We start from the raw sequence: 20,046 nt of genomic DNA, 5'->3' as shown, positions 1-20,046 counted from the left end.
TATCAGCGACTTAGGACGCCGTGTTATTTGCATAGATTTGAGTAGCTGTCCCGTAGACCGTGAACGCGGTCTTAAAGTAGGCTTCCGTCTTGTATGCCTGTTCTGTCGCCGTCTCGCCGTGATAGCGGCTGTCTGGAACGCAATCGTAGACCGGTTCGATGACTTCGATGTTTGAACTTGCGAGTGGTTCGAGGACCAGTTGTTTGATCTTTTCGGCCACAGCATCCCGCTTGGATGGACTGTTCGATTGCGAGCGGAAGTACTTCTTAAAGACGATTTCCTGTTCTTCCGTGATGAGATCAAAGACGTTGATGGTCTGAATCTGTTGCAAATCACGTAAAGCGGCATCTGGGTCCGCTTCCGCATCGATCCCAATCAAGGCGTCAAGACGAGAGAAATCCGTCATCGAGTTGATGGGTGCATTGTAGACGACGTCCTTGCCTTCCGCTTTCAGCAATAAGTAGCCTTCTTCGATTTTCTGATTTGCGTCGACATCCGATAACTTTTCAAGATCGTCGAAAATCGTCCGGTGTCCCGCTAATGAACGGTTGACCGGAATCGAGATGGCCGCAGCTAACGCCAAGACGGCTTGTTGTGCCGGTGAGTACTCGACACCATCCTTGTATGCCTTTTGCATCGTCGAGATGGCACCATAGTAGTTGACGTCCGCTGATGCCAATCCACCGAGCGCTGTCTTGACGAACTGGCCGTTCGGACGTTGTGTCCGGACAAAATCCAAGAACATCGCTTGAATGGCGCTATCCGATACCCCGTCATGAATAATCGCATTCGAGTACTCCGTTTTTGCGACTTCAAGGAATTCGCCGTAATCGAGTGCCGTCAATGTTTCTCCGGAATGTCCAGTCGTCAAGAGTTGCGCGACGACGTTCGCCGGGAGTGCATCTGATACCTTTTCGACGCGGATATACTTCGAGTTCGCCGCAAGCGCAACAAGATCGTCGTTCGATGCGAAGGTCAGCTTCTCCAGCTGCAGGGCATTTTCCGTCAACAGTAATTCTTTCTTGCTACTGTCTCCGATAACGGGACGGACCGTCACGGCGAACTGATTGCCGCGTGCGCCTTTATAGCGGGCTTTGACCTTGATGGATGTCAAGTCCAGTACCGCTTCTTTCGCCGCTGTCGCCGCTAGACGATAGACCTTGATTTCTTTAAGAGAGACGACATTCGTACCATCTTCCCGTGCAAAGGCACTGTTCAAAAATGCATCTTGCAAGAGATAAGAGGATTGTCCGCTGCCGAATGTTAATTTCGCTTCATCCGCCGAGCGGACGGTCACGATTTGATTGATAGGACCCCAGTCAGCGCGGATGGGCATGAGGAGTGTCCCTCGTGCCGTTGATTCGACACCGGATGTCGTGGCGATATTAAACCGGACATACACGTCCGCTTGACGTTCATGACGTCCAGGAATCATTGCTTTTGCCATGGATCATTGCACCTCTTTCTGTTTAAATGCTTCGATGCGTTCAATAGCATCGGATTGCGACATCTCTGGCTGACCGAATAAGGCACCAACGACGAGATGACGCGGATAACCGAGTGCAGCATGCGCCCCAATCAGTTCTTCTATCGGATAAATCGGTTCTTCTGAAGCAATTGTTCCCGCTTCGATGGCTTGTTTACGTGCCATTCGTGTTCAACTCCTTGTTAAATAGTGCGGTATCGAGGGATGGCAGTTCAACCTCTCGCTCTGACACGTACCGCTGACCGATGATTTGAAAGTTCAAGGCATCGTCAGCGATCAACGTATTCAAAAACTCGCAATCATCCAGCTTCCCGTCCGCTTCAATCCAGTTCCCCTCAGCATCGACGCTGATCAACGGGATCTCTTGGCAGCCGACCATGAGTAAGGTCGCAATCCGTGAGACGAACTCTTGCATCTTGTAAGGCTCGTCAACGAATAGCGTACCGAGAATCATCGGTTTGTAACGATACCAACCTGCGCTGAAAATCTCAGGTGTTCCCCGCGGCGGAGCCAACACGAAGAAGGGGCGTTCTGCCCCTTGCTCGACTGGCCGGTCATATCCGCGGATGCCTGTGGTGTCCTGCACGAACTTAAGCACGGATCGTACGTCTTGGACACCTAACTGATCACTATCAAAGTAGCTCATCGAAAAATGCCTCCAATTCACGATTAATAAAATTCTTACCGTCGCTCTCAAATGAATGCCAGGCGTTTTTAAAGAAATGCTTTCCCATGACGGTCATCGGCGTCAACCACATGCCACCATCATGGTCCGGACGATATTCGAACTTGTCATTCTTCCATTCACCGGGGACGAATCGCCGGGATTGCCGGTGACCGTTCTCGACCCAGTCGGCATATTCGACGTTCGTGCCGAACACCAGTTGTATTCCTTTGATTTTTTGCACTTTAAAGATTGCATCTCCACCGTTCGAACCGCTTGCAGCGGCGACCAGTGAATTGCGTAACCGCCCGTCCATGACCGGAGCGACAGCGGACACACGATCGAGAAAAGCGAACGCAGTCAGTTTCCCGATGCGCTCCAACTCACCATCGAACTGGTCACGCTGTGCATTGAACCGCTCAAACAGACGATGGTCATCCAACTTAAACTCAAAATCGCTCATGCGCTATCCACTGCCTCGACCGGAATCTCGTAATGATGGATGCCCACGTGATCATGAACCGCGTACGGACGCCCACAAGTGAACGTCCCGTATGCATGCAATCGATCATTCGAGTAGATCTGCAGTTCATCGCCGGCTAACAGCGGCAATTTCGTATGAACCAAAAAGCGGCGATTCAATTCATTCTGCTGATAGGACACGCTGAGCCGGTTCTCTTGCTCCGCTAAACCAACTGGGATATCGTGCAAGACTTCCGTCCGCTTCGACGTCGCATTGTACTTTGCGGTCGATTGCGTCATCCGGAAGACGTCTGCTCGTTGAAACAGGAGTGATTCGTACGGATCAAACGGGTTCATAGGAACACCACACCCGATGACTCTGGTTCCGGTTCAAACGGATTAAGGTACGGTTCAAGAAAGAGTAACGCCTTGTTCAAGTATTGATTCGATGTCTCCCGTGTTTCCTTGTAATCCGATCGTTCGACACTCTTAAGTTTTGGGACCGCCTCGTCCATGACGAGATAGCAGACCGCTAACTTAATGGGTTCCGGTACAGGGAGCGGTAACAGAATCCGTTTGACTAAAAACCGCTGCTCAACCTCGATGATGGCTCGGGTCAAGGCAGCGGCTAACTCTGTTTCGGGCAGATTACTTAAGGTCGGTAGTTTCGCTATCGCTTCCGTCGTTGTCATCACGATCATCGTCGGCACCTCCGTCTAGCGGTTCGATGGCTCCAAGCAATAGCAAATCTTCCACGATTGCTTTAGCGACATCCAGTTTCGAACCAACTTTATGAATCTTACCTTTATGCTTGACGTTCGTAAGAGCTGTTACTTTCATGTGTTCTCACTTCCTTTCGAGTCGAGTGGCGCAAAAATCAAACGTTGATGTGGTAGATGGCATTCGGACGCTGGAGCGCTGGGAAAGCCGCTTCACCAACTTCGATGATTTCGTCTTTCGTCTCTTGTTTTTCCCATGGGTTGACGAAGATACCCGGTTCACCGTTCCGTTCAATGGTCGGTCCTTGTGCCGTATAACCGAGTTGGTTGTCCGTCGCCGTCCCGATCAGAACGATTCGACGTTCTGGAAGGTAACGTTTCGTTGTTGCTCCGTCCGGCATCGTCACGACCTGGTCGTTCGTCTTGATGCCTGGTAACATGTTCGCTTGCAAATAATCGTCGATGTCTCGCGGAAGCACATTTCCACCCGCTACACCTTTGATGGCGTCGACCGTACTTTTTGCTTTCATGATTTCACGAAGCTGCGCAAACGGCATGTGGATTTCAAGCGGCATCTGTCCAGCATTTTTTTCCTTGAAAGCAAGGGAGGCTTCAATCAAGTCTTCGAGCGGGTTCGCCGTATCGAATTGATCCCACTTATCCGCTCCAGTCAGTGCCAATTTGTTTTCCGCTGGGATACCAAAGTCGATATCCAGTTTGACGCCCTCGTAATCGTAGACCAGTTTTCCTTCGTAGATGGCAGCGGCACGGAGTAGTTCTTCCGTGTACTCCACACCGAGGCGGAGATCCGCGACGTTCGTCAAAGCACGTACGAGGACCGCTTGTTTCTCACGATCGTTTCGTGCGTTAGTATATTCGAGCTGATCGCGCTCGCTGAAGCGGATACGGTGTTGGATCTTTGCAACTTCACCCATCGCTTGAGCGAGTTTCTTTTTGTCGCGGAACGGTGCAGGTGCTCCGAACTCACTGAGAGCGGCAGCAGTCACACGTGTCGCGTCCATGATGTCGTACATGAAGTTCGTCGAATACATCGGCTCGAGCGGTAAGAAGGAACGTAGGACCGGTGTGAACGGCACCTCACGATTTTCGACGAGACCTAGCAACGTTTGAGGCTTGAATTCTTGCAATGTTAAGAATGTTGGCATGTTGGGTTCAACCCTTTCTATTTTTCAGATGAATTACTGGAATGAAATCATTTTAGCGGCCGTTTTGAAGCCTGCTGTGATACCGGTGCATTTTGCTTCGTTGAGGTATCCGCCGATATAGCCGATTCCGACGACGTCCGCGCCTTCGAGGACCAGTTCACGACCAAGTACAGCGGCTTTCCCAGTAGCGGCTTTCGCGTCATCCCACGGTTCTGCTTTCTTCGTTGCTGTCACGACAAGCAGTGCTACCCCTGCTTCCAGGCGTCCTGTCGGGAATTTCGTCACATCTAACGTGACGTTGATTGTTTTGGATCCGACTGTATCCGCAAGAATTTCTTTCCCTGCTGAATAGTTCTTTGTAACGGGCGTCAGTTTCATGTTTGTGTCATCCTCTCAATTTCGTTATCGTTTGTTCTTTCCGTTCAAGTTGTCCGCCAGAGACTTCCCAAGGTCGTAGCCTTCCTTCGGTGCTGGTGGGTTCCCTCCACCCGGAGGCGTCGGTGGATGTGTCGTCGATTGTTTGATGAGGTGCGGCTTCGCTGCCTTCAAGGCTTCGAGTGCCTCCTTGATGCCAGTCACATTCCCCTCGTCGTCCACTTCGATTGCTGTGCGGTCGAGAAAAACTTTCGCATCCGATGGATCGATGAATTGCATCTCGTTCGCCAAGACCTTGACTTCCGCATTGATGATGCGTTGATTCGCCTTCTCGTTCGCGGCCTTGATCTGCGCTTCGACATCACTATTCTCATCGATACCGATTTCTTTCTTTAAGATAGCAATCAAGTTATCCTTCTCTTCACCCTTGGTCTTCGCATTCGTGCGGTGTTGAGCCGCTTCTTTGCGTAGTTTTGCAATCAGCTTGTCCTTTTCGTCCACTGGTGGGTCGGCTTTCGGCGGATCGTTTGGTGGATCACCAGCCGGTGGGTCAGCTAGCGGCGGGTCCCCTGCATGTGGATCATCAAGTGGCGGATCTTCCGCGAAGAACTGAATCGGGAGTTTCAAACGATAGGTCGGTTTCCATGGTTTTGCTGTTTGCATGAGCGTTATCCTCCTAATTTGCGGCACGTGCCTGACGTTCCGCTTCATACGTCCGTCGGTACTCCTGGTACGTCGGGATGTTGAATTTTTGTTGATACTGCGCATAGTTGTCGATGTCCTGTGCGATACCGGTCGACGTCCGTCCATTGTCCAAGTAGATACGGACATTTCGACGGCTGACTTGCTCGAAGCCTTTGACGACCGGTGTATAGGTGACACGACAATTCGGATGCTCGATGTCCGGTGCTTCACTGATGGACTCCATCGGATAGATGCGACCATCAGCGACACGACAGATGGCACATGTCTTTCGGTCGAGTGTCTCGAGACGTTTCATACCTTCGATGCCGTCCGCTCCGTGATCCGTAATAAAATCTTGGACGGATTTCTTCTTCGCGGCATTACCGGCAGCGATAATCTCAGAACGTACCAGACGTTCCGCCTTATAGGCATCCGTCTCAAGTAACTCTTTCAAACGACGTGTCGTCTTCGCAACCGATTCGCCGCGCATCATCGACGCAAGTAATTCCTGCTGCAGTTGTTTGCCTAACCGTGCTGTGTTGTCCCAAATGCGGTTCGAAAATCGTTTTCCTGACCAATCCCGATTGACGAGCGAATGAATCGCTTCCTTGTCGAGCAATGGAAGAACAGGGAACCTGCCCTCTCCTTGCATCGTCAACAGATATCCGCTGAAGGCATACTCCTGCATGGTGACGGCATGTAAGATACTGTCTGTCATCGCGACAGTCATACGGGCTAATTCCTCGATGTGGACATTGGTCTGAGCAAGCAAGGCTTGGATGCGGGTTTGTTGGCTGTTGAGCTTTGCCCAGTCCCACACGAGTTGGTCTTCTCCTGATACATCGATGGCCAGTGAAGCAATCTCTCCTTTGAGTTGACGCAAGAGTGCCGCATAGCCACGGAGTAGGACTTTGATTTCCTTGTCCTTGATTTTGATCAATCGTTTTTGCTGATCGATGACCATTTGATCGAGTTGTTCCGCTGTCAGTAACATGGTTTATTCCTCGTCATCGTTCGTCGAGCGGATTTGAATCTTCTTATCCGCTCCATTGAGATAGCCATCGATGTCTTCCAAGTCCGCTTGTTTCCGGTCCGCTTGCTGACGATCCAACCGCTCTTTTTCTTCCGTCGCATTTTCGACCAGCGGATTCAGCTGCAAGAGCGTTTCGTCCGAGATGAAATCTTTCAAGCCAGTCAACATCTTGACGTACTCGTTGACGTTGATCGGGAGATTGCGATGGACCGTCCAATAAATCCAGCGCCAGTTGTAGATCGTGCTGACGTCTTGTGATTTGGCGATACGTTGCCACTCACTGACAGTGTCCTTCTGCTCGATCATCCATTCCTTGGCTTGGATGCCGTAGGTCAGGAGCATGTTCTTTCGGCGGTAGAACTCATCGAAATGAATCTCCCGGGCATTCGTCGCAATCTCAAGCGGTGCATACATCTGTTGGATGGCGACACCCGATAGATTGCCGTTTGCTGTGTCCTTGTAAATCTTCGGGAGTTGGGCGACGTCGAATAACCGATCCGTCAGCTCCTTCAAGTGAGCGACGACCGGCTTTTCATCAATCGGTGGTGCCAAGTAATCGATGGCTGCACTCGGGTTTTTAGAACCGACCGCACGGGACGAACGCATCTTCGACATGTCTTCCGGTTTGGGTATCTCGCCGATGAACTTGAGGAACGGATCGTTGAAGACGTCCATCTTATTCGAGTTATCGCTTAAGGCCCGGTTGATTTCGTCGATGATCGTGATGCTCGGTTCATCAATGGCAGAGACACCCACCGGAATATTCGATGTGGATGGTGTCTGGGCTTCGTCACCGCGGAACCAAGCGATCGGGACCAGTGGAAACTGATGATACGCGACCGGGACTTCTTTACGTGTGTCCGTGACCAGTTCGGTACCGTCTCGTTTGAGGTAGTACACATGCGTGTCGTCATACCATTCGACGTATTCGACCGTCATCGTTTTCCCTTTTTCCACTTCTTCTTTGGTATAGCGGTGAACCGCTCCAATGATGTCCCCGTACTCATTGACGACCGGGAACAAACGATTGAGCGGGTAAGACCGATACCGCAGATTAAGTTGCTGATCAAAGTAAAACAGGACACCCGAACCGCCTGCAGTCAGACCGTTCCGCACCGTCGTGAAATCCACGTGATGGTCGCTGTTCTCTTCTTGGACATCCTCAAGGATCGTCCGGAAGGCTTGTAGCCGGTTGATGTCCGCTCCATATTTACCCGCTGCACTGTCTGGGACTTCCGTACTGACTGCTTTTCCGACCATGTAATCGGTTGGGAGATTGACGATCAGTTTGGCATAGTTGATGACCAGTCGATGATTCGGGTCGTCCGCTCGTTTCGGTTCTCGTAGCAAGACGGCATGTTTCCCATCGTAGTAGGCTTGTTGCTTCACAATCGTTTGCAAGATACCGTCATGTTGGGCGATGAACAGGTTTAACCCTTCCCATTTGTTCTTCATCAGGACCTCTGTAGTACTCGTCATGTCCATGTCACTCCCTCCTTTCTTGAATAATGAGCGTAACCATTCGATGAACGAATGCCACATTAGGTTCACCTCGCTTAAAATGTACGTTCGAAGGCACTGAAGCCTTTCCCGCCGTCCGGCTCGTAAAAGCACAAGGCCAGTGCGTCTGCGCGGTCAGGCGAAGCCAAGCCCCGCTTCTTCATCTTCTCTTTTGGTTCGACCTTGATGACGCCTTTGCTGAGTACCCGATACTTTCGTGTCGTCAGCTGGGAGACAAGCTTATCGTCTTCTAGCAATTCAATGGTCGGTTCCTCACCAAGCATGCGACGTCTGAAGTTCGTCTCGAGTAAATCACGCAGATTGCCCCATAGCTGATCACCCAGTTTGTCATAGACATCCGGGTCATCTGCTGTCGATCCATTGTTAATGCCATGAACCTCGAACTTCTGCATGTTATGGGTATCCACCCACTCCTCAAGACCATCCGTGACGCCGCCACCGACGCCGGTATCATCGACCTTGAATAATACTTTAGGTGAGTGTGGGTAGCGGTTGAGCGTGTTGCGAGCAAAGCGGATGGCTTCACCCGTCGTTTCGGTCGTTCCCTTTTTACTGTGAGTATGACGGCCGACGACCTTGTTCCCGACACGGGCATACATGACGGTCTCGTCATCCCCGTAACGGGCGACGTCAATCCCGATGTGGAGATCCGCGTATTTGACCGGTGTCACTGTGACGCCCATCGCTTGATCCGTGAATTCGAGCGGGATATAGGCATCTGCCTCCGCTTTCGGGAAGTCACCCAAGACACGGACCCGGTACACATCGGAATCCTCGTTGTACTTTTGTTTGAGCATCTCGATCGTGTCTCGGGATGTCCGCGGACTATCAAGAGAACTGACCTTATGTGTGCTCCATAAATGCTTGTCACGGTTATGGGAATCAAAAAAGACCCCACTCGTTCGAGTCGGGTTTCCACACATCAAGATTTTGTTCTCGTCCCCGGTCAATGTCCCAAGGATGGCTTCCATGATTGGATCTGCGACACCAGATGCCTCATCGACGATGAAGAGCATGTAATCTTCGTGAAAGCCCTGCATGTTCTCCGGCTTCGTTGCCGTACGAGCGGTCGCGAACCATCGTTCCTCGCTCCCGATCATGTAGATTTTCGTCTTCGTCCACTTCAGCAGCCGCTTCAATAGTTCGGATTTTTCCATCCACTTGGCGATTTCCGCCCAAAGGACGGTGAACAACTGGTCCTTCGTCGGAGCAGTAGCAATGACTTTCGGATTTGGACGGCATGTCAGGTACCAAAGCGTTACGACAGCCTCAAGCCCAGTCTTTCCGACACCCTGACCCGAGCGGACGCTGACTTTGTTTCGATTCGCTAAATCATTCAGTACACTTCGTTGCCATTCGTCCGGATAAAAACCCAAGATATCTTCCGCGAAGGCAGCGGGATCATCCCAGTAGACGTCAATGATACTGGCGAGTACGTTAAACGGTTTCTCGTTCTTCATGGCGCCGGTACCTGCTTCCGTCGACGTTCGGCCGCTGCATACACCGCATCCTTCCAATCGGACGTCGTGTCATCATCGGCATCGGATTGTTTCAGGTTCTCAATCTCAAGTTTCAGTTTCTCTAGCTTCAGGACACGTTCCTCGTCACCCTTCGTCAACTTCTCATAGGAGCGGATCATCGTATCGAGTCGTCCCATCGCCGTAGCGAGGGACGCCATGAAGGTTGCTTGCTTTTCGTAAGCGAAGCGGATTTCCCATTCGTCCTTCGAATCACCGCTCGCACTCAATTCTTTTGACATGTCATCGGCGTCCTGGACATACATGACTTGCAGCGAGTTGATGATGTTCGCATGCATCAACTGGATCTGATCCCACAGTAAATCAGCGGGATGCCGTTCTTGCGTCCCCTCCATGATGCTGAGGATAGATTCCGGGATGTACTGACGGAACAAACCGTGGAGCAATGCGTTCTTATTGCCTTCTGGAGCACCGCCCCAGTTACCAGCGGCGTTCTTGTTTCCTTTTGGTGCGCCACTCTTACGTGGTTTAGGAGCGCTCCCATTCGATTTAGGAGCGCTCCCTTTGCTTTCAATTTCATGATCCCAGCGGTCTGTCGACTTCCACTTGCGGATCGCGCTCGGTGAGACATCCATTTCTTTCGCGAGATCGACCAACTTGTACGTCTGATCTTTTTGAATTGCGCGGAGCCATCGTGCACGAGCCTCATCCCGCCGGGGGTCTCTTGGTCTCGCCACTCTCCCACCGCCTTTTCCTCTTACTGGATTGTGTTGTTTTTACTGATGACGCCGCCCAATCCATCGGGTGACGTTCTGCTTTCTCACAGACTGACGCTTCGATTCTGACGCTACAATCCGATTCACATGCCAAGACATGCGCCGCTCGTCTCGTGCGTCATATCGGCTCTTAACGGCATATTTCCGCTGTTTGCTGATAGCAAATGCCTTGCGAATGTTTTCTCTGATGCGCCCGATAAATTCCTTCACTGCATTCCAGGCTCGTTTGAGGGCATCGACCGCTCGTTTGAACAATTCCTGATCGACTTGTGACTGTTTCGTCATGATTAATCTCCTCTCGTTTGTACTTTGCGACGAACCGACTAGGTCGATTCCTATCAGCTCGTTGCAAGGCACAAAAAAAGCACTCGTTAGAGTGCCACATCATTTTCCTTTAAAAACCTTGTGCCTGCTGCCATCACTCGAATATCGTCTGTAACCACAATCACTTTTCCTCTGCCGTATTCACTATGTCCTCCACCGTCAATATAACCGTAGTTTCGAGCTTCGAGCATGGCGTCAGCCATTTCCCGATTGTCCACTAGACCTATTTCGGTTGCAGTTACATTTTTCCCTACGTTTTCCCGAACTCCCTTTAAAAATTTAGCCATTGTTTCTGCAGATACTTTATCCATCCCTAATTCCCCCTGATATGTAAGTTAATTCATATCATATAGAGTTTTGGCTGTTTTGTATAACATTTGTCTTTTTTTATTCCCAACAACGTACGACCACTCCGCCCTCGTGTTTGATCCACGTTCTCTCTTGGCTGCGTCATACGCTGTTGGCAAGAAGCGAATCACTTCGCTCGACCTACCTCTTGGTTCCACAGATACTTCAGCCAGTCACTTTGCGGGATTCTCGTGACTGCGCCTGTTCGTTTGTCTTTACGATGCTTGTTGACCTTCCAACAAATCGTATACGGTTTGCTTTTCATGAGTATCACTCCTTTATATGTACAAACATCCGGATGAGATCGATAGCTGCATGGCATCTGGGGCATGATGTGGAGCTAACGATAGGCGACTAAGGGAGGTCAAATCCTCACCCGGATATTTCTGCATATAAAAAAAGACGCCTTGTCCATTTCAAGGCGTCTTGCGTGAGTATGTGTCGTACATATGTTGTGCAGAACAGCGCGACTTTCGCCGCACCCGCTTCGTCTACATTCCAAGAATATCACGGTTTTGGCAAGGATTTGTATCAAGATTGTATCAAAAGAGTATCAACACTTTTATCTTTGATTAGTCTATTAATAATACGCGATCAATTAATTTTTTATAGGTTTTTTTTCTTATCGATTCCCAGTTTTTAATCTCATTTAAAGAGCTAGTCACGTTGTCAAAAATTTTAAAGTAAGCTTGATACATCTCTAATTCATTCTTCTCTTTATCAAAAGTAGAAATAAATACTTTATACTTTTCTATTTCTGTAATTAAAACATAAATTCTATGAATGGATCTATCCTCTTTTGAATGGAAGTTTAAAGCACTTTTCAAAAAAACATCTTTATAAATCAGAGTAGAAAGTAAATTAATTTGCCTGTCTGCTGAATTGATTAAAGTTTTAATTTCTTTAAAATGGTCTTTATTATCAACATACTGAACCTTGAACATTTCTTCAGTTAAATTCATAATACCGATATTTAAAGTTCCTTCTTTTGGATCATCTAAGAAATCTAAAATACTTTCGATATGATTTAAAAACTTATTATTTTTTTTAATTTCAACTTCAAGCAATTTTTTTATATTTCTTGCGATAAATAAATTCTTTACAAGTTCGTAAAGACTTCTAATAAATATAGCTAATAACGCTGACAACAAGGCAGGAACAATAACCTCTAAAGAGAATGTAAATCCAATCAAAAAAGTTTGCTCCTTTTTGCTTTTTCTTTTAGAAAATCATGCTGAGAAATCATTTCACTAATCATTTCATTTTTATCAGTATCATTACTCAACAAACTAATTTCTTCTTCAGAAAATTCCATAGTTTTTATACTGTCAATAAAGTACATTCCCCCTTCGATTCTCTCAAAAAAAGAAGTCTCATCTTTATGTGAAGAAAGAATATTCGAGACTAAGTGAGAATCAAGTTCGAAAAATATAGGTACATCAACTGCTTCCGATTCAATTGCTTCTCTTAAATTAAATTCTTCCCCGCATCCACAATCCTCATCGCATATATAACCATCCAACTCATCTTCTGTAAGAAAAACATCAGTATTGTTTTTACATGTATAGCGATATTTTAATTCAAGTATTCTATTATCACTTATCGAACTTATATAGATAAATAAAACAAAAACTTTTGATAACTCCATTTCAAAGATATTTGAAAATCTGTATGGGTTTAAAAAGACTTTCCCATTTAAAACTTCCGAAACAATAAAATTATTTAATTTTTCAAAAGTTTTTTCAAATGGATATAGATTTTCAAGATTCGGATTTTTCCGATATAATACTTCTAAATTTGTTTTTAACATAGTCATTTACGTTTCTCCTCGCTTCAGAAACTGTTAAAGTATTTTTCACACCATTGTTAGTGTTAGCTCTTTTTTTGTTTTGATAGTAAACAAAGATTAAGTGATCGTTACTCAACGTAATCTTAATTTCTTGAAAAGACTTTTCACCTGTCGAAATTAAAGTTGAGATATGTAATCCTAGTTCGTTTATTAATTTTATACCATCCACCACTTCTTGGAGGTGCCAGTAAAAATCAGATGTATAAACGGGTAGTCTCTCTTGATTTCGAGTAGTAGATTTTGTCACAGCCCAATCACGCACAGTGAAAGAAAAAATGAATTTGTCAAGATCTCTGACAATCATCGCTTTCTTTTTTAATATAGAAAATGCCTTCATATGCTTTAAAAATTTAACACTCATACTAATACTATCATTGTCAAAATCTTTAAATTTATCCTTTATAAATATTTCGATATCACTAGTGTCCTTTTCTTCATCTTCTCCTAGTATCTTTGAAATTAAATTATCTCTGTCTTCCTTAAAAATTCTATACATAGCTAGTTCAAACGGTGATTTTGTATAAGCTTCAGTTTCCGTATTAAGAACCTGAAGTTTTTTTCCTTCAGAACTTTCGCTCTTATCTCCATCTGAATCACTCAATGTAATTGAAGCCAATTGCTCACCCAAAGAATGTAATTTGAGTTTAGATTCTACGAGCTGCTTTATTCGATCGTATAAAGTTATACTCGCTATTCCTTCGTTGAAAAATTTATCTGTAATTTTTATTCTTTTATCTTTAGATTCTAAAATTATCTTTTTTCGTTCATTAGAAGGATTACATATATCTTTTAAAGTTTTATCATTATAAGCCAATTCAAAAAAGTTATTTTCAAAATCAAAGGAATATCTAATCAATACAGATTTTGTAATATAATTTTCAGAAGGGTAAATAGTTCCTATTTTTTCATAAATTTCAATTTTATTATCTATTTTGCAAATTTTGTGAAAATGACCATCTTTCTCTTTTATATCAGTAATTTTTTGTGGAACGTACTCTCCTAAGATATCTGGGTTATATTTTTTTATTAATAATGAGTAAACATCATGAATATAACTTTCTAAATCTTTGTACCCTTCAAGGGAATAATCCATACCATACACTCTTCGAACATTAAAATGGTATTCTAAATTTTTTAAATATTGATCCTCAAAATAATCAATATATCCTTCACCTTGATTAAAAAATTCGTTTTTTAGTATCTTAATATAATCATCCGCTTTTGTACCTGGAGTAGGATATTTATTACTAATTACAAAAAATATACATTCAGTAATATTGTTTTTTTCTTTGAATCGAGTCTTTTTTAACTGCTCTACTTCATCATTATGACGTTTTAGAAAACCATCTTTATCAAGGTTAATCATATTTTTTAAAATTTCGTTCGTAGTTATATTAGAACAAACATTCAATATGTTATCTTGGATACTAATCTCCATTATTTTTTCCATCATTACGCCCCCAAAAATCAATCTACATTGATTAATGGTAAAGGTTTTTAGCTAAATTTACCTGATACTACACAAAAAATCGTATGACATTTTTCGACATTTTAGATTTTACTTTTATTATAAATATTTAAATGACAATCCTAATATATACCACAGTTACAATCAAAAATCGTTGCGCTTATTTAAACTTCAACGAAATGCTTTGATAACATTTAACACCACAATCGATGCACATTTTTTTAGTCTGTTCTGAAATATCCTCTCGCCATAATCTTTTACCTTCTCATAAAAATTACTATTTATCCGCTGAATAACTATCCACCCGCAGCAAGACACCACCCAAGTCCTCAGCAAGCTTTTCACACTCAACTTTATTGGCCGCCAAGGTGACGCACGTCTCTTTGGCGCCACCTTTTTCGTAGTAAATCCGAACCCACATCAGTAATTCGTCAGGATGCGTTCGAGATTCGTTTCTGTCTTGGCATCAAACGCTTCGATGATTTCCTGTTCCGTCACGTTGAGATGTTCTGCAATGAGTAACAGTGCACCGAATGACCGACGAATCGTCGCGGCATCGACGGCCGAGAAACAGAGCCGCTTCATTTCATCGTTTTTGCGAACGTGATGCGTATAGGCGCGATGGATCATGGCGTGATAGCCAATCGGTCCACCACTCACAAGATCAATGGCAGCGATGCCGGCGAGGAACTTCAAAGCATCGACCAGTTCTTCAATGAACTGTTTCCGCTGCGGTTCCTTGACGGTCCACCATTTCCATGCCCCTTTCAGTTCATTGATGCATTCCGCTGCTTCGACGCGGTAAGCAGTCGTCCGTTCCCAAATAGGGACACCGGTCAGTTTGTATTGTTCGAGTACGTGTTGATCAAACTGGGCTTGCTTCTCGCAAAGCAGGAGCCATGTTCCGACTTGTAAAATCATAATTTTTCCTCCTTTTGTAGTTTTTTTCGTTCGGCAAGTGTCATGAGTCTGTGTTCCTTGAACCAGTTATGGACAGTCGTCGTGCTGCATCCTTTTAGGCGTCCGATTGCCGCGAGGGACATGCCGCGTTTTTCGACCAATTGATCCAGTTCCTCACGTGGCGGGCTCAGCACGCGCGGCGGAATGACCGGTGGTTCCGGTTTCTTCGGTCGCCACTCTTCGGCGGATGGACGTTCCCGGTCTTCCGGTGGTTGCGGAGCGACTGTCTCGTCTCCGTAGTCTGGACACGGTACCCATTCGTTGTTGATGCGGTAGGCCATGCCGTATGGATGATGAAAATAGCGTTTCATTTCTTCTGGTGGACAAGGTGTCTTGCGATTGACAAGTTCAATGCATGAGTTATGTGACATTTTATTGATCAGCTGCGTGTGACCCATCGTTCGTTTCCTCCTGTGACTGGTTAATGATGTAATCTTCTGTTTGAAGTGACGGATAATGAATCGTTTCGTGTGTCGAGCGGTTGTTTTTCATGTTCGGTGGTTGCTGTTGAAACGTCCGCTTGATGTCGTTCCGTTTCACTTCCGTCTCTTGCCGCAGCCGGGTAAAAGTTTCTTCGAATGCCCGGTCATTCTTTTGATCCTGCTTTGATTTCCGCTGCATTTTTTGACCTTTCAATCCTTTTAGGAAAAGGAGTAGCAGTAAGGAAAATAAAAGTACTAAGCTGATGATTGTAAGCCATTGTGATAAATACATATTGAAATCCTACTTTCTGAGCGTTGAGTTAAAACGGCCAGGACGGTGCCTGGCCCGTTCGATTGTGTTGTCTTACGCGATGATCGTGAGTTTTTCTGTTTCGTTGAATTCGGAGAGTGCTTCCATCAGGTAATCTTCGATGTTCCGGATGGCTTCATTCTTCCAAGCGCCGCCATCTGCCTCGAACAAGGCGACACGTGGACCGTTTTGCATCCGGAGTACGAACTTGCTTTCTGGCTGATCGACTTCGACGAACGTCCGGTACGGTGCGAGCGTGACCGGGTTGACGACCTTGACGTCAGCGACAGTAGCGACGCCTGTCTTCATCGTGATCGCTTGCGAGATTCCGTCATCCCCAGCCGTCCGGACATTATCTTCTTTGATGTTGCCGACGATTTTCAGAATCAACGCTTGATCCGGATTCGGGACGAACACGGACTGGAGCTTGATGTTGACATCTTCTGCGTCGTAGTACGAGTCGAAGCGGAACGACGGGATGTAAGCTTGCGCCTCGATGTAATGGTTGCGGTTTTGGTCCCCGTTTAGCTTGCTCATGACCGTGACCGTCTCCGGATCCTTGATGTGGACGAGCAGCGACTCGTTCGTGTCAAACTCACTCTTGATGTACTCGACGAGTGCTGTGAGTGTGTGGACTTTCAAGGCGCTTGCGATTGGCGCTTTGATGGCATGGAGGTCACGGTCTGAAACCGTGCGACCGTGTACCTCTGTAGTTTGGAATTGACCGTGATCCTTGATCCAGTTGAATGCGTCTTTGAGTAATGACATATGAACATCTCCTTTGGTTTTTTAGGTTTAGTGGTTGAGTCTTAAGCTTTCGCGGAACGGTTGCTGCGGAAATCGATGAGTTTATCGTCGTTCAGTACCGGTTCGTCGACGATTGGGACACCGACGTCGTTCGCGATGTCGCCGCTCTCCGTGATCATCATCTGACCCGGCGAATTCGACTTGAGTTCCTGACCGACAGCGTTCCCGTCGAAATCGACGTCGATGATGATCTTCGAACCGATGGCCCGTGCCGGTGTCAGCGTTGTCTTGACACTGATGTCGACCAGTGCGAGGTCTCGCTGTTCATCGGCTGACAAAGTCATCGAGATGGTCACCTTCCGCTTTTTCGTTGGGTCCGTGTTGAGATCTGCGATGTTGGCGTAGACTTCTTTCAAAGCGTTGTTGACACGTTCGGCAAATGCGCCGTCCGCGAATTCGTTAAGGTTGATTTTAGGTTGTGGCATGTGAGTCCCTCCGATTGGTTGGTTGTGATAGGACGATGTCATGGATGAGAAGCCGACCGATCGGCGTCCACTTCATCGTGGTCGTGCAATCCATGCTGCCATTGCGGCGTATGAACGGGTATTCGTTGATCGTGACGAGTCCACGCTTGTGATGTGCCGTGCATAACTCCCAGTTTCCGTTCACCTTGCGCTGGATGCCCGCCGCTTCGAGCAGTTGATTCAGACGTCTTGCTGACATCCGGTAGCCTTTGGCGACTTGTGTCGTCGTCATCGAGCGTTTGTCGGATAAGATGCGTTCGAGTTCCGGATCCATACAGTCACCCTCTCCCTTTGAGTTCTAACTGCAGCTGAGCTCCGACATCCGTCCGGCGACGGAGCCAATTTGCTTTGCATGTAGGACCGATACCATCACGCTGACTGGCTTTCGTCTTCAAGCGTCTTCCGCAAACTGGGCAGTAACCGGTCCGGCCTTTCGGAATGTCCGGATGCATCTCAGACCACCGGACTTTTCAGTGTGTCGACGAACTTCATCAGGTCTTTGATCGTGTACCGCTCCGTCATGAAACGTGGTCCCGGCATTTCCTCGAGTCGTTGCTGCCACTCAATCATCACGCTGTCGATGACGTCCTGCCCGTCCGTTTCCTCGTTGATGTCATCACGACGTGCGTCAAGCTTGCTGAGCATGTCGATGAGGATTACCCGCTGGCCAGAACTGCCGCGTGCGCCGAGCAAATGATACTCGTCCTCTACTTGCCGATAAATTTTCTTGAACATGTTTTGTCCGTCCATATGTTTCGCCCCATTTCATGATTAGTAGTGTTGTGCCACGATACTCAGATAGTCGAGTAAGACACCGTCCTTCGAGACGACCTCGCTCGTCTGTTCCTCGAACCAACTCAGCGGGATCGATGATCGGTCTCTTTGGTTCGCCCAGTCCAGTGCGTCTCCACTCGAGAGATAGAACGTCTTGCCGAGTTTTTCGAAGTGGATCAACAGGAAAGACATGCCGCCGAAATCATCGATGCGTCGGAGTTCGTCGAATTGATGCGTCTCGATGTTCTTAAGCGGGAAGGACGTCGCGTTCTTTGTCGATTTCGCGTCGAACGACAGGTACCGTCCCTCGTACATGCCGGCGAAGTCCAGACCGCCCGATCGCTCGAACCAGTACTTCCGGACCTTGCCTTCCTTGTCGAGCATGAACTTGGCTTCCGGATAGGTCTTGCGGACGTGCGCGATTTTCTTAAGTCTGTAATGGCGGTTCGACATTTCGAGCATCGTCTCGAAGCGTTTGCCGCGGTTGGCGTGATGTCGCATCCTGTCCCTCCTTCCGGAATGGATTTGGTGTACGTTCTGCGAGAAATAGCGCGACACTTCGTGGTCGGGCTTGTGTGACCCGCTCGTAGCGGTATCGTTTGTAGTCGATGATCATGTCAGTCCTCCCAAACGCCAAAGCGATCAGCGACGATGCCAAGTAATTTGTCCTTCGCCTCGTAGTAAGTGTTGCGATTGCCGTAGCGCATCATCTCGATGACGACGTTGTCGGTGTATTTAAATTTTGGTCGGTACCGGAGATTCCAGATCTCATTCAAATCCGGGTCAGTCTCGTCCAGTTCTTCACGGATCCGGAGCAAGAGGCGTTGTTCCGCTTCTGCTTGCCGAAGTTGCTCGAGCAACATGACCGCTTTCTCGACACTGCTTGACGGTCGACTGTTCCGCTGCACTTCACTCGGTTGGTACCCCGCCGTAATCGATGGAGCAGACCGCGCCTTGAGCGATTCAATCCGGGCTGGTAACGTGTAAAGGCTTCTAAGTTTGTTCTCGACCAACGTCCGTTGTGCTTTGGTCAGCTTATGTGCGATAAATTCCATCCTGTGCCGTCTTCCCTTTCGTGTTAGAGTCGGAGCGGTCGCCATCCGTCCTTGATCAGTCGTTGCGTCTCGTGTTGTGTTGCATCTGGGATGTACAGCACTATGTACTGTTTCTCTTCGTAACGACTGAACAGGCGGGGCTGCGTTCCGCGGTATTTTATTCGTCGAGTCGGTCGGGCCATCGCCGTGTCACCTCATGTCTATCGATTGCGCGACCTTCGAGCGTCCACTCTTTTCGCTCCCTCGACAGCATGACGGCGATACCGATCGGTCGGAGTCCGTTTTCGACTTTGACCAATCGCCCGTCCACCAAGGTGTGTCGGCGAATCTGATTCGAGATGAGCAAGATTTCTTCTCGGTCCTGCCACTCGTGTTTCTTCCTGAAGACGAGAGTGTTCATCCATCCTCACCTCCTTCGCGTTCATCTTGCTCAGTCAAACGCACTGCCCAGTCCGCTTGGTACTCTTCCGGCGAGAGTCGCTGGATGGCTGCACGATGAAAGACATCATCTGTATGGCTGCGGACCACCTTGGTCAGATATCCATTCGCATCAAGTTCCATCCGAATGCATCCATCCTTGATCTCGTACTGAGCCCAGCGTATGTCTCTTGCAGCGATTCCTTTCATGGCATCGAAGATGTTCATGTCCTTTCAGTCCCCTTTCGTCCAAACAGTTGTTGAAGTGCTGGATCGACATGCGTTTTCCGTACAGTTGTTTCGCCGCTTCGTAGGTCACGGTGTAGATGACGTGCCCTTCACGATTCGTGCAGGTCGCGATACCGAGTTGGCACATCTGCTCCCAGTCCACATTTTCTTGCATCGACCGGTAGTAATTGCGCCATGGCTTCCGGCGCTTGTTCAACCCAAGAGCGTACCGTAACTTCCGGACCTGCTCCGTATT

32 protein-coding genes are annotated in these 20,046 nt (G+C 47.5%); all 32 read right to left on the bottom strand.

What is annotated here, in order from left to right:
* Positions 1–10 precede the first annotated feature (10 nt).
* The gene (locus tag AC0VYQ_RS06795; RefSeq protein WP_475404562.1) at positions 11–1,447 is read right to left on the bottom strand and encodes a phage tail sheath N-terminal beta-sandwich domain-containing protein; all 1,437 of its coding nucleotides are present in this window, start codon (positions 1,445–1,447) and stop codon (positions 11–13) included.
* 3 nt (positions 1,448–1,450) lie between these two features.
* Complete coding sequence (locus tag AC0VYQ_RS06790; protein WP_393965185.1) at positions 1,451–1,651, bottom strand: YqzN/YkzM domain-containing protein; 201 nt, start codon at positions 1,649–1,651, stop codon at positions 1,451–1,453.
* Positions 1,641–2,132: a hypothetical protein gene (locus tag AC0VYQ_RS06785; RefSeq protein WP_475404561.1), complete on the bottom strand. Its 492-nt coding sequence runs from the start codon at positions 2,130–2,132 to the stop codon at positions 1,641–1,643. The genes AC0VYQ_RS06790 and AC0VYQ_RS06785 overlap by 11 nt, the downstream gene beginning before the upstream one ends.
* A complete protein-coding gene (locus tag AC0VYQ_RS06780) occupies positions 2,119–2,613 on the bottom strand; it encodes an HK97 gp10 family phage protein (RefSeq protein WP_475404560.1) in 495 nt (164 codons plus the stop codon). Before AC0VYQ_RS06780 ends, AC0VYQ_RS06785 begins: the two co-directional genes overlap by 14 nt.
* Positions 2,610–2,969, bottom strand: coding sequence for a hypothetical protein (locus AC0VYQ_RS06775; RefSeq protein WP_475404559.1), 360 nt, complete (start codon positions 2,967–2,969; stop codon positions 2,610–2,612). Before AC0VYQ_RS06775 ends, AC0VYQ_RS06780 begins: the two co-directional genes overlap by 4 nt.
* Positions 2,966–3,313, bottom strand: a complete 348-nt coding sequence (locus AC0VYQ_RS06770) for a hypothetical protein (RefSeq protein ID WP_475404558.1) — start codon at positions 3,311–3,313, stop codon at positions 2,966–2,968. The genes AC0VYQ_RS06775 and AC0VYQ_RS06770 overlap by 4 nt, the downstream gene beginning before the upstream one ends.
* A complete protein-coding gene (locus AC0VYQ_RS06765) occupies positions 3,261–3,452 on the bottom strand; it encodes a DUF7210 family protein (RefSeq protein ID WP_475404557.1) in 192 nt (63 codons plus the stop codon). The genes AC0VYQ_RS06770 and AC0VYQ_RS06765 overlap by 53 nt, the downstream gene beginning before the upstream one ends.
* A 37-nt stretch (positions 3,453–3,489) precedes the next feature.
* Positions 3,490–4,497: a major capsid protein gene (locus AC0VYQ_RS06760; RefSeq protein ID WP_393965191.1), complete on the bottom strand. Its 1,008-nt coding sequence runs from the start codon at positions 4,495–4,497 to the stop codon at positions 3,490–3,492.
* A gap of 33 nt (positions 4,498–4,530) precedes the next feature.
* Positions 4,531–4,875, bottom strand: coding sequence for a hypothetical protein (locus AC0VYQ_RS06755; protein WP_475404556.1), 345 nt, complete (start codon positions 4,873–4,875; stop codon positions 4,531–4,533).
* Between the two features lie 24 nt (positions 4,876–4,899).
* Positions 4,900–5,535, bottom strand: a complete 636-nt coding sequence (locus tag AC0VYQ_RS06750; protein WP_475404555.1) for a phage scaffolding protein — start codon at positions 5,533–5,535, stop codon at positions 4,900–4,902.
* A 13-nt stretch (positions 5,536–5,548) separates the two neighbouring features.
* Complete coding sequence (locus AC0VYQ_RS06745; protein ID WP_475404554.1) at positions 5,549–6,550, bottom strand: minor capsid protein; 1,002 nt, start codon at positions 6,548–6,550, stop codon at positions 5,549–5,551.
* 3 nt (positions 6,551–6,553) lie between these two features.
* Positions 6,554–8,074: a phage portal protein gene (locus AC0VYQ_RS06740; RefSeq protein ID WP_475404553.1), complete on the bottom strand. Its 1,521-nt coding sequence runs from the start codon at positions 8,072–8,074 to the stop codon at positions 6,554–6,556.
* 71 nt (positions 8,075–8,145) lie between these two features.
* Positions 8,146–9,570, bottom strand: a complete 1,425-nt coding sequence (locus AC0VYQ_RS06735) for a DEAD/DEAH box helicase family protein (RefSeq protein WP_475404552.1) — start codon at positions 9,568–9,570, stop codon at positions 8,146–8,148.
* On the bottom strand, positions 9,567–10,325 hold the full coding sequence (gene terS / locus AC0VYQ_RS06730; protein WP_475404551.1) for a phage terminase small subunit: 759 nt from the start codon (positions 10,323–10,325) through the stop codon (positions 9,567–9,569). Before terS ends, AC0VYQ_RS06735 begins: the two co-directional genes overlap by 4 nt.
* A 39-nt stretch (positions 10,326–10,364) precedes the next feature.
* Entirely contained in the window at positions 10,365–10,649 is a 285-nt protein-coding gene (locus AC0VYQ_RS06725) for a hypothetical protein (protein ID WP_475404550.1), read from the bottom strand.
* 86 nt (positions 10,650–10,735) lie between these two features.
* Positions 10,736–10,999: a hypothetical protein gene (locus AC0VYQ_RS06720; RefSeq protein ID WP_475404549.1), complete on the bottom strand. Its 264-nt coding sequence runs from the start codon at positions 10,997–10,999 to the stop codon at positions 10,736–10,738.
* Between the two features lie 609 nt (positions 11,000–11,608).
* A complete protein-coding gene (locus AC0VYQ_RS06715) occupies positions 11,609–12,229 on the bottom strand; it encodes a hypothetical protein (protein ID WP_475404548.1) in 621 nt (206 codons plus the stop codon).
* On the bottom strand, positions 12,226–12,852 hold the full coding sequence (locus AC0VYQ_RS06710) for a hypothetical protein (protein WP_475404547.1): 627 nt from the start codon (positions 12,850–12,852) through the stop codon (positions 12,226–12,228). The genes AC0VYQ_RS06715 and AC0VYQ_RS06710 overlap by 4 nt, the downstream gene beginning before the upstream one ends.
* Complete coding sequence (locus tag AC0VYQ_RS06705; RefSeq protein WP_475404546.1) at positions 12,797–14,335, bottom strand: hypothetical protein; 1,539 nt, start codon at positions 14,333–14,335, stop codon at positions 12,797–12,799. Before AC0VYQ_RS06705 ends, AC0VYQ_RS06710 begins: the two co-directional genes overlap by 56 nt.
* A 438-nt stretch (positions 14,336–14,773) precedes the next feature.
* A complete protein-coding gene (locus AC0VYQ_RS06700; protein WP_475404545.1) occupies positions 14,774–15,274 on the bottom strand; it encodes a dUTP diphosphatase in 501 nt (166 codons plus the stop codon).
* Positions 15,271–15,711 carry a hypothetical protein gene (locus AC0VYQ_RS06695; protein WP_475404544.1) on the bottom strand — a complete coding sequence of 147 codons (441 nt, stop codon included), beginning with the start codon at positions 15,709–15,711 and terminating at the stop codon, positions 15,271–15,273. Before AC0VYQ_RS06695 ends, AC0VYQ_RS06700 begins: the two co-directional genes overlap by 4 nt.
* Positions 15,686–16,027: a hypothetical protein gene (locus AC0VYQ_RS06690; RefSeq protein ID WP_475404543.1), complete on the bottom strand. Its 342-nt coding sequence runs from the start codon at positions 16,025–16,027 to the stop codon at positions 15,686–15,688. The genes AC0VYQ_RS06695 and AC0VYQ_RS06690 overlap by 26 nt, the downstream gene beginning before the upstream one ends.
* 72 nt (positions 16,028–16,099) lie before the next feature.
* Positions 16,100–16,813: a hypothetical protein gene (locus AC0VYQ_RS06685; RefSeq protein WP_475404542.1), complete on the bottom strand. Its 714-nt coding sequence runs from the start codon at positions 16,811–16,813 to the stop codon at positions 16,100–16,102.
* A gap of 41 nt (positions 16,814–16,854) precedes the next feature.
* Entirely contained in the window at positions 16,855–17,277 is a 423-nt protein-coding gene (locus AC0VYQ_RS06680; protein WP_475404541.1) for a replication terminator protein, read from the bottom strand.
* Positions 17,264–17,590, bottom strand: a complete 327-nt coding sequence (locus AC0VYQ_RS06675) for a phage antirepressor KilAC domain-containing protein (RefSeq protein WP_475404540.1) — start codon at positions 17,588–17,590, stop codon at positions 17,264–17,266. Before AC0VYQ_RS06675 ends, AC0VYQ_RS06680 begins: the two co-directional genes overlap by 14 nt.
* 4 nt (positions 17,591–17,594) lie before the next feature.
* Positions 17,595–17,768, bottom strand: coding sequence for a DUF6011 domain-containing protein (locus AC0VYQ_RS06670; RefSeq protein ID WP_455686670.1), 174 nt, complete (start codon positions 17,766–17,768; stop codon positions 17,595–17,597).
* 1 nt (position 17,769) lies between these two features.
* On the bottom strand, positions 17,770–18,066 hold the full coding sequence (locus AC0VYQ_RS06665) for a hypothetical protein (RefSeq protein ID WP_475404539.1): 297 nt from the start codon (positions 18,064–18,066) through the stop codon (positions 17,770–17,772).
* 21 nt (positions 18,067–18,087) lie between these two features.
* On the bottom strand, positions 18,088–18,591 hold the full coding sequence (locus tag AC0VYQ_RS06660) for a Holliday junction resolvase RecU (RefSeq protein WP_475404538.1): 504 nt from the start codon (positions 18,589–18,591) through the stop codon (positions 18,088–18,090).
* The gene (locus tag AC0VYQ_RS06655) at positions 18,518–18,706 is read right to left on the bottom strand and encodes a hypothetical protein (protein ID WP_475404537.1); all 189 of its coding nucleotides are present in this window, start codon (positions 18,704–18,706) and stop codon (positions 18,518–18,520) included. Before AC0VYQ_RS06655 ends, AC0VYQ_RS06660 begins: the two co-directional genes overlap by 74 nt.
* Before the next feature lies 1 nt (position 18,707).
* On the bottom strand, positions 18,708–19,145 hold the full coding sequence (locus AC0VYQ_RS06650) for a hypothetical protein (protein ID WP_455686674.1): 438 nt from the start codon (positions 19,143–19,145) through the stop codon (positions 18,708–18,710).
* A gap of 157 nt (positions 19,146–19,302) precedes the next feature.
* A complete protein-coding gene (locus AC0VYQ_RS06645; protein WP_475404536.1) occupies positions 19,303–19,545 on the bottom strand; it encodes a hypothetical protein in 243 nt (80 codons plus the stop codon).
* Entirely contained in the window at positions 19,542–19,790 is a 249-nt protein-coding gene (locus tag AC0VYQ_RS06640) for a hypothetical protein (RefSeq protein ID WP_475404535.1), read from the bottom strand. Before AC0VYQ_RS06640 ends, AC0VYQ_RS06645 begins: the two co-directional genes overlap by 4 nt.
* Positions 19,791–20,046 lie beyond the last annotated feature (256 nt).

The organism is Exiguobacterium sp. QJM3NY_9 (assembly GCF_056173545.1).
Note: the sequence above shows the minus strand (reverse complement) of the source record. Positions and strands in the feature narration are given on the sequence as shown.